Source organism: Pseudocitrobacter vendiensis (genome assembly GCF_943590815.1).
GTDB classification, from domain to species: Bacteria; Pseudomonadota; Gammaproteobacteria; order Enterobacterales; family Enterobacteriaceae; genus Pseudocitrobacter; species Pseudocitrobacter vendiensis.
The window spans coordinates 41288-50912 of record NZ_CALSBS010000029.1; the positions used below are offsets into that span (position 1 = coordinate 41288).

5 protein-coding genes, 1 other RNA gene and 1 pseudogene are annotated in these 9625 nt (G+C 53.9%); 5 read left to right on the plus strand and 2 right to left on the minus strand.

Annotated elements, in window-relative coordinates:
• The first annotated feature begins 13 nt into the window (after nt 1-13).
• The 5 genes and pseudogenes from NMC31_RS21730 (at nt 14) to NMC31_RS21750 (ending at nt 6664) form a co-directional block, all read left to right on the plus strand.
• Nucleotides 14-1420 (plus strand): TolC family outer membrane protein, encoded by a 1407-nt coding sequence (locus NMC31_RS21730; protein ID WP_253899056.1) that lies wholly within the window; start codon nt 14-16, stop codon nt 1418-1420.
• Nucleotides 1417-3600, plus strand: coding sequence for a type I secretion system permease/ATPase (locus tag NMC31_RS21735; protein ID WP_253899057.1), 2184 nt, complete (start codon nt 1417-1419; stop codon nt 3598-3600). Before NMC31_RS21730 ends, NMC31_RS21735 begins: the two co-directional genes overlap by 4 nt.
• Before the next feature lie 7 nt (nt 3601-3607).
• Nucleotides 3608-4771: an HlyD family type I secretion periplasmic adaptor subunit gene (locus NMC31_RS21740; protein WP_149461742.1), complete on the plus strand. Its 1164-nt coding sequence runs from the start codon at nt 3608-3610 to the stop codon at nt 4769-4771.
• A gap of 117 nt (nt 4772-4888) precedes the next feature.
• Nucleotides 4889-5252, plus strand: a transfer-messenger RNA (tmRNA) gene (gene ssrA / locus NMC31_RS21745).
• 203 nt (nt 5253-5455) lie between these two features.
• Nucleotides 5456-6664 (plus strand): annotated as a pseudogene (locus NMC31_RS21750) (integrase domain-containing protein).
• Between the two features lie 194 nt (nt 6665-6858).
• On the opposite strand, the gene NMC31_RS21755 reads toward NMC31_RS21750, so the two are convergent.
• Together NMC31_RS21755 and NMC31_RS21760 are read right to left on the minus strand one after the other, a co-directional pair.
• Nucleotides 6859-8046 (minus strand): OmpP1/FadL family transporter, encoded by a 1188-nt coding sequence (locus NMC31_RS21755; protein ID WP_253899058.1) that lies wholly within the window; start codon nt 8044-8046, stop codon nt 6859-6861.
• 69 nt (nt 8047-8115) lie between these two features.
• Nucleotides 8116-9625, minus strand: a 1510-nt coding sequence (locus tag NMC31_RS21760; protein ID WP_253899059.1) for a mechanosensitive ion channel family protein, incomplete at its 5' end; no start/stop codon positions are given.

Genomic DNA, 9625 nt, shown 5'->3' on the forward strand with positions numbered 1-9625 from the left:
AAAGGGATCGACAATGGGAAAGTTAACACCTATCGCATGGGGGCTGGCGAGCTGCCTCTGTTCAGCCTCCCTTTATGCCGAAGAGACGCCACGGTTTATCTCTTCGCAAACCTTGCACGAACAACAGGAGCTACCGTCGTTATCCGGCAAAGTGGATCTGCCGCTCGACCCTGCCGCGCCGGGTACTCTAACGTTGAATAACGCCGTCGATCGCGCGGTAAGCTGGCATCCTTCTATTCAGGAAGCCGTGGGCAAACTGCTCGCGCAGAATGAGCAGGTCGATGTCGCTAAATCAAAATACTATCCGCAGATAAGCGCAGGCATGAACAACGGCTACGCCAATAACTATGTCGACCACGGTTTCAGCCCGTCGCTGGTGGTATCGCTCTCCCAGATGCTCTATGACTTCGGCAAAGTAGCAAGCCAGGTGCGCGCCGAAAGCGCGGGCGTCGCGCAGGAGCAGGCGAACGTACTGGTCAGTATTGATAACGTGGGCTACAGCACCGCCGTCGCCATGGTGCAGGTGCAAACCTGGCAACAAATGGTGGATGTCGCCGAAGAGCAGCTCACCGCGCTCAACCACATCGGCGGGCTGATTCGCCAGCGAAGCGATGAAGGTGCGGCGTCGCAGTCTGACGCGGTGCAAACGGATGCGCGTATTGAATCCGCACGTTCACAGCTGATTCAATATCAAGCGACCCGTGACAGCGCCGAGGCCACGCTGATGAGCTGGCTTGGCTGGAATACCCTCAACGGCATCAGCAACGACTTCCCCGAGAAACTGGCGCAAAGCTGCAATATCGCGCAACCGGACGACCGCCTGGTACCGTCGGTGCTGGCGGCGTGGGCGCAGTCGAACGTCGCGCAGGCCAATGTCGATTACGCCAATGCGCAAATGACGCCAACCATCTCACTGGAACCGCAGGTTCAACACTATCTGAACGACAAATACCCCAGCCATGAAGTGCTGGACCGCACGCAGTATTCGGCGTGGGTAAAGGTGGAAATGCCTATCTACCAGGGCGGCGCAATGACCGCCCGACGCAATGCTGCCAACTATGCGCTGAGCGCGGCGCAATCGACCATCCAGCGCGTGCGTCTGGAAGTGCGGCAAAAATTGCTGGAGTCTCAAAGTCAGGTGATGAGCCTGATGAGCTCGCTGCAAGTACAGCGCCGTCAGCAGGAATACAGCGCACGCACCCGCGAACTCTACCAACAACAGTATCTGGAGCTGGGCTCACGCCCACTGCTGGACGTACTGAACGCCGAGCAGGAAGTGTATCAGGCGCGCTTTTCCGAGCTGCAAACCCTGAATCAGCTTCATCAGCTTGAGCTGAACTGCCTCTACAACACCGGACGCCTGCGCAACGCGTTCCGCCTGGAAAATCGCAGCATTCAGTCAGTGGAGATCCAGCCATGAACAACGCCGATACCGCCGACACCTTTTTAACCGAACAGACGCTGCAACGCTGGGCACTGGCGATAAGCCATATCGCCAACCACTACCGCATCGCCTGCTCGCCGGGCACTATTCAGGCTAATGCCCCGTGGTTTCATGACAAAAGCCTGCTTCCCGCGCTGACCCAACTCTCTCGTCAGGGTGGGTTGTCATTTCGCCTGCTGGAAGCCAACACGCAAACTCTCAACAGCTGGCGTCTTCCGGTTGTCGCTGCGCTGAATAACGGCGAGCTGGTGATCGTCGAACGCTTCGATGGCGACAGCACCGTCGAGGTGCGGTTTGTCGATGACACCTCGCACATCAACCGCCTGTCGATGGAAGAGTTGCTTGGGAAAATTGATTACCTTGCCGCCCTGCGTCCGCTATCCGCGATGCGTGATAGTCGGGTCGATAACTATATTTCCCGCTTCAGCCCCGACTGGCTGAAATCGCTGGTCTTACAGGACATCCGCCCCTACGGCCCGGTGATGTTCGCCGCCTTTCTGGTAAACGTGCTGTCGCTCGGCGGCATTGTGTTCTCGATGCAGGTCTATGACCGGGTGATCCCCGCACAGTCTTACCCAACACTTTATGTGCTGGCATTCGGCGTGCTGCTGTCGGTGATTTTTGGCTTCCTGCTGCGCGTGGCGCGCGGACACATCATGGACGTGCTCGGTAAACGCGCCGACATGCGCGTCTCTGACCGGGTGTTCAGCCACGCGCTGCGCCTGCGTAATAGCGCTATCCCGCGATCGACCGGCAGCTTTATTTCGCAGTTGCGCGAACTGGAGCAGATCCGCGAGATGATCACCTCGTCGACGATCTCGACGATCGTCGATCTCCCCTTCTTTTTCCTGTTCGTGATCGTACTGGCGATCATCTCGCCGCAACTGGCGTGGATCGCACCCGTCGCCGCCGTGATGATGGTGCTGCCCGGTATTCTGTTGCAGAAAAAGCTGGCGGTGCTCGCCAACCAGGCCGCGCATGAATCAACGCTGCGCAACGCGGTGCTGGTCGAGAGCGTTCAGGGGCTGGAAGATATCAAACTGATGCAGGCCGAGAACCGCTTCCTGCAACAGTGGAACAGCTATATTCGCATTACCGCCGAATCCGGCCTGCGCACCCGCCAGATCTCCCAGGGGCTGATCAGTTGGGGGATCACCGTACAAAGTCTGGTTTACAGCGCGGTGATCCTGTTCGGCGCGCCGATGGTTATCGAGGGCGAAATGACCACCGGTGCGGTGGTTGCCGCGTCGATGCTGGCTTCACGGATGATCGCCCCAATGGCAAACCTGTGCGGCGTGCTGGCGCGCTGGCAGCAAGTGAAAGCCGCCAAATCGGGCCTCGACAGCATTATGCAGCTCCCCACGGAGACCCAGCGCGACGACAGCGTGGTGCATCGCGATATTTTCCACGGCCACTATCTTTTTGAAAACGCACAGTTTCGTTATCACAACGACGACCAGAACGTGCCGCTTAAAATCGGCCGCCTTGAGATTCAACAGGGCGAACGCATCGCCCTGCTCGGGCGTAACGGCGCGGGGAAATCAACCCTGCTTCAGGCAATGGCGGGCGGCGTGGAACTGATTAGCGGCGAAGCGCGGCTCGACTCCCTGAGTATTGCGCAGATTGATATGGCCGATTTACGCCGCAACGTCGGCATGCTCAGCCAGAACGCGCGCCTGTTCTTCGGCACCCTGCGCGAGAACCTGATGCTTGGCGCGCCGCGCGCCAGCGATGACGACATCTTTGCCACTCTGGAAGTATGCGGCGCAGCGGGCTTTGTACGCCAACTGGCGAAAGGTCTCGACCACCCGATTATGGAAGGCGGCGCGGGCCTGTCCGGCGGCCAGCGGCAGTCGATTCTGCTGGCGCGGATGCTGCTGCGCTCGCCCAATATCGTCCTGCTCGACGAACCCACCGCCTCCCTCGACGACCACACCGAACGCGAGTTCATTCAACGGCTGAATCAGTGGCTCGGCAACCGCACGCTGATTGTCGCCACTCACCGCGTACCGGTGCTGGAACTGGTGGAGCGTGTGGTGGTGCTGAAAGATGGGCAAGTGGTGATGGATGCGCCCAAAACGCAGGCGCTGGGCGGCAACCGTATTGGCACACCGGCAACCGGACGGGAGTGGAAAAATGAAAACCAATCAGCATGATGTGGTGATGGATGACCCGGACATCAGCCGCGAACGGGAATTCTCCGGGGCCAGCCGCATCATTATTATCAGCACCGTGTTATTCGTGCTGCTCGGCATCTGGGCATGGTTTGGCACGCTCGATGAAGTCTCGACCGGTACTGGGAAAGTGGTGCCCAGCTCGCGCGAGCAGGTTTTACAGTCGCTCGACGGCGGCATTCTGGCGGAACTTTCCGTGCGTGAAGGCGACAAAGTGCAGGCCGGGCAAATCGTCGCCCGCATGGACCCAACGCGTTCAGAGTCCAACGTGGGCGAAAGCGCCGCACGCTATCGCGCATCGCTGGCCTCCAGCGTTCGCCTTTACGCCGAGGTGAACGACCAGCCTCTCGTCTTCCCCGACTCACTGAAAGCCTGGCCCGATCTGCTCGCCAGTGAAACCCGGCTCTACCGCTCGCGCCGCGCGCAGCTGGCGGACTCGGAAGCAGAGATTAAAGACGCGATGGTCTCGGTTAACAAAGAGCTGGCCATCACCCAGCGGCTGGAAAAAAGCGGCGCGGCAAGCCACGTGGAAGTGCTGCGACTACAGCGCCAGCGCAGCGACCTCAGCCTGAAACTCACCGATTTGCGCTCGCAGTATTACGTGCAGGCCCGAGAAGCGCTCTCCAAAGCGAACGCCGAAGTCGATATGCTGCTGGCCATCATCAAAGGCCGCGAAGACTCCGTCACCCGTCTGACCATCCGCTCGCCGGTGCGCGGCATCGTGAAAAATATCCAGGTCACGACCCTGAACGGCGTCATCCCGCCTAACGGTGACCTGATGGAAATTGTCCCGGTCGACGACCGCCTGCTGATTGAAGCGCGTCTCTCGCCGCGCGACATCGCCTTTATCCACCCCGGCCAGCGCGCGCTGGTGAAAATCACCGCCTATGATTATGCCATCTACGGCGGGCTGGAGGGCGAAGTGGAGACCATCTCCCCGGACACCATCCAGGACAAAGCCAAGCCGGAAGTTTTCTACTACCGCGTATTCATCCGCACCCACCAGGATTATCTGGTGAACAAAGTCGGACACCATTTCTCCATCGTGCCGGGGATGATCGCCACCGTGGATATCAAAACCGGTGAAAAAACCATCCTCGACTACCTGATCAAACCGTTTAACCGGGCGAAAGAGGCGCTGCGTGAGCGATAAATGAACGACTATCTGCCTGTTGGCAATGGATTTTTGTTTGAGATGCAGGCAGAGAGTATTTATGCAGGGGGGTGGCAGAGCGCATAGCAACTCTGTTATACTTGCTGCAACACTATTGGGGCTGATTCTGGATTCGACGGGATTTGCGAAACCCAAGGTGCATGCCGAGGGGCGGTTTGCCTCGTAAAAAGCCGCAAAAAAATAGTCGCAAACGACGAAAACTACGCTTTAGCAGCTTAATAACCTGCTCTGAGCCCTCTCTCCCTAGCTTCCGCTCTTAAGACGGGGATCAAAGAGAGGTCAAACCCAAAAGAGATCGCGTGGAAGCCCTGCCTGGGGTTGAAGCGTTAAAACTAATCAGGCTAGTTCGTTAGTGGCGTGTCTGTCCGCAGCTGGCGTGCGAATGTAAAGACTGACTAAGCATGTAGTGCCGAGGATGTAGGAATTTCGGACGCGGGTTCAACTCCCGCCAGCTCCACCAAAATTCTCCATCGGTGATTACCAGAGTCATCCGATGAAGTCCTAAGAGCCCGCACGGCGCAAGCCCTGCGGGCTTTTTTGCGCCTTCAATTTGTCCCGCGAAGTCCGAAGAAAACTAATTAAATCCGAACCTTTTAGGCCCATTGATAGGCCCAACGAAAAGCTCTATTGTTTTCGTTGGGCCTAAACGCAGGGAGACTCCCCATGGCAAGAAAAACCAAGCCGTTAACCGATACGGAAATCAAAGCCGCCAAACCTAAAGATGCCGATTACTAGCTGTATGATGGTGATGGGCTTACTCTGCTAATCAAGTCCAGCGGCAGTAAGCTCAGGCAATTCCGTTACTATCGGCCTCTAACCAAGCAGAGAACCAAACAGAGCTTCGGAGCCTACACTGCCGTCTCGCTTTCTGATGCACGTAAACTCAGAGCCGAATATAAAGTTTTATTGGCGAAAAACATTGATCCGCAGGAGCATCAGAAAGAACAGATCAGAAATTCACAAGAGGCCAAAACCAACACTTTCTTGTTAGTCGCCGAACGTTGGTGGAATGTGAAGAAAGCCAGCGTAACAGAGGACTATGCCGACGATATCTGGCGCTCGCTTGAGAGAGATGTTTTCCCGGCAATCGGTGATATCAGTGTCACTGAGATTAAGGCTCATACTCTGGTTAAAGCAATTCAGCCGGTTCAGGCAAGAGGTGCATTAGAGACTGTTCGCCGCCTTTGTCAGCGTATTAACGAAGTCATGATTTATGCGCAGAACACAGGCTTGATTGATGCAGTTCCCAGTGTAAATATCGGAAAAGCGTTCGAGAAACCGCAGAAGAAAAACATGCCTGGTATCCGCCCGGATCAACTACCACAACTAATGCAGACTATGCGCACGGCAAGTAGCAGCCTGTCCACACGATGCCTGTTCATGTGGCAGCTTCTCACCATCACCCGCCCTGCCGAAGCTGCTGAAGCTCGATGGGATGAGATCGATTTTGATGCTAGCGAGTGGAAAACTCCAGCAGCTCGAATGAAGATGAATCGGGACCATACAGTTCCATTATCTGATGGAGCTCTCACTATTCTGGAATTGATGAAGTCACTCAGTGGTGGCCGGAAGCTTATCTTTCCCAGTCGCATCAAACCAACCCAGCCGATGAATAGTCAAACAGTGAATGCAGCGCTCAAACGTGTCGGCTTAGGAGGCGTACTCGTATCACACGGTTTACGTTCTATCGCTAGTACGGCACTCAATGAGGAAGGATTTCCGCCTGATGTTATTGAAGCAGCATTGGCTCCTGTTGACAAAAATGAGGTACCTCGAGCTTACAACCGCAGTGACTATCTTGAGCAACGGCGACCTATGATAATATCAACTTTCATCCATAACGTGTATCAACTCAGATCTGAACTGTATTAGCTCAGACTTAATCTGACGGTTTCACTGACAATACATAATCAAGTCTGATAGTCAGCTTTGAGCGAGAAGCTGACATTCCTACCTTAGGCTTGCTTACGTAAGTAAGGGGGGAACTGGTATGAAAAATATTGTTCCAGAAAAACTCTATGAAAGAACATCCACACAAGTTCATACCTTTTTATCCAGTCGCTCCATTAGAATTGATAACTATAATTTAAATTGGCAAACCATAAATATGGGTTGCTGTAACCGCCACTGTAGAGAGCCGGTGACTGAACGTGAGATGATTGCATATGCAAGTAAGATACGGCGACGCCAATATTGCTCTGCGGCGTAATCTGATACTGTGCTCCTGTGGCAAAACGCCATTCATCGCCAGTTGGTAATGTGAGTGCAACATTACTTTGAGAGTTATATATGGTGCTGTCATATGCAACACCTGCGTTGAGGCGCCATTGTTCAGAAGGGCGATACTGAACTCCAAGAGCGGTATGCCAGGAATCCTTCAGTCGGCTCTTTTTATCCAGTTCCTGGCCTGTCACCGTAATCTGTGGGGCGCCAAACTGGCTCCAGTCTTGCCAACCAAGATCGCCCATGACCGACCATTGTTTATTAATATCATGCACCAGGCTTAACATTATTTGCTGAGGTGCGCGTACTTGCGCTGAGACAGGAAGCTCATACTCAACGTTAGGTAAATTTGGGAAGCGAGCTTTACCATCAATATCAAAATCGTATTCGGTCTTACTTGTCCATGCGATACCCACCCGAGTCAGATCGGTCAGTTGCATAAGCAAGCCCAGGCGATAGCTCATTGCCCAGTCGTGATCCTTTTCCTTTTCATCGTTATCATCAATATTACGTGTTAATGACAGGAACCCGTAGTTTATATTTACCGAACCACCGACAGACACTCTGTCGCTTAATTTGTAAGCCAATGAAGGACTGAGCGTCATCGCAACCATGGTACTTTTCTTGATCAACCTGTCCCCTGCCCAGTTACCAAAATCAATCCCCAGACCGTAGTTGCCGTAAAGCCCCATACCTGCATAGAAATCATCATTGAGTTTCTGCGCATAGAACGCACTGGCATTCGGGAAAAAGCCCATGATATCCCCGGGGCTCTTGCGTCCTGACTCATTGTCCAGTGAATACGACACATCGCCATCCATAGCCTGGATTCCTCCCGTAAACATATGGTCTGGCAACCGGGTCATCCCTGCGGGGTTGGTTACAATGGTAGACGCATCCTGCGCGCGTGCGGCCTGTCCAGCACCTGCAAGAGCTGTATCTTCTGTGCCAATTTCATAGAAGTAGAGTGCGCTCGCCTGGGTGGTCTGTGAAATAACAAGCCCAAAGCAAACCAGTATCAATTTTTTCATGTATCACCTATCAATTTACATTACGAAATGCTGTTCCCTTGTCGAAAGGCTGAAATCAATTATGCCTTTTCATTTTTTATTGCCATCAGGAGGAACAGCTGGAGCCGAGTACCAATTCTCTTTTGCAACAGTGACGGAACCCTCAGGTTGCATGACAAAATTCGGCGACATAATTTGCACGTTGAACTCGTTAAACACATCCTGAATATGGCTATGAAGTTCGTTGCGTGCTGCTGCTAATGATTGACCGGGTATCAGGCGTACCTGTAATTCATAGGCGATGTACCAGTCCATCAAACTAAGCTGACGTACCAGCGGAGGTTGATCCTGGTCGATTCCCAGTGCTCGCCTGGCGGCAAGCTCTAGCATGGCATGCACCTGCCGCCAGGGCGTGTCATAACCGATAGTCACGCTAACCGTAAGATTGATGCCGCCGCCATCATTCTGTGCGCTCAGGTTGGTAATTTTGCCACTCACTACTACCGCATTCGGCACCGTGACCACGTAATTTTCGCGGGTAATTATTTTGGTGGCCAGCATGCCAATTTCACTCACCAGCCCTTCGTTATCGGCCACGCGAATCACATCCCCTTTTCGTAACGCGCGGGAATAAATCAGCACAAGCCCGCTCATCGCGTGGTTCATCACCCCGGCAGAACCCAGGGTCAGCATCAGACCAAAAAAGACGCTGATACCTTTAAACGCTAATGAATTGGCTCCTGGCAGGAAGGGATATGCCGCAGAGAGCGCAAAAAGCCAGACCACCACAGAGATGAGTTTACGGGTTGCACCAACCGTTTCCGGATGAATACCTGGTAGTTGTAAACGCCCTTCCGCCACCTGGTTAAGTACGGCTTTAAGCAATTTCAAAATAAATGCAGTGAGAAGGAAAATAATCAGCACGATCATTAACCCTGGCAGGGCAGAAACCATTGAGATCGCAATCTCCTGGAGGACACGCACGGACCAATCCCCCAGGGAGGCCCCCCAGACGCGAGTCCAGGGAAACAGGCTGAATGCCCAGCTCAACCAAACATAGAGCGCCATGATGCCAAGTAAAATGGTCAATAGCGCATAAAGTCGCGTTTCGATAGCGCCAATGAAGCGTCGCCAGCTCTGGGGGATCCAGCTTCTGTTCTCCAGAATCCGACGCCGATACAGGCGTTTTACCCAGCGCCATGACCGATAAGATCCATACCAAAATGCGACCAGGGCAAGCAAACCAGCCGTAGATTTCACCGCAGAAAGCGCCAACCATCGACTATTATACTGGTCACGTAATGCCGTTCTCTGTGCCTCCATTCGCGCCAGGACTCGATTCGCAGCCTGATCAAGCGTGAGATCGTCCCCCTCATCAAGATCGCCCTGGGCCAATAGCATCACAGGCTTGTCGTTCATCACAATGAGTTTGCCGGGTTGGTTATAACGTATGACTGGCACAAGTTTAAGCGGCTCCTGAACGTCCTCCTGGGTGAAATTTCGCAGTGTATTTCTAATACGTAAAACCCGTTCTTCCGGAGTCGTAAGGCCAAATTTAGCCTGTAGCATGACGATCGGCTGATGGAAGATATATACCGTA

Coding starts and splice junctions, on each gene's coding strand:
- NMC31_RS21730 (WP_253899056.1), top strand. CDS start 14: ATGGGAAAGTTAACACCTATCGCATGGGGGCTGGCGAGCTGCCTCTGT.
- NMC31_RS21735 (WP_253899057.1), top strand. CDS start 1,417: ATGAACAACGCCGATACCGCCGACACCTTTTTAACCGAACAGACGCTG.
- NMC31_RS21740 (WP_149461742.1), top strand. CDS start 3,608: ATGGATGACCCGGACATCAGCCGCGAACGGGAATTCTCCGGGGCCAGC.
- NMC31_RS21755 (WP_253899058.1), bottom strand. CDS start 8,046: ATGAAAAAATTGATACTGGTTTGCTTTGGGCTTGTTATTTCACAGACC.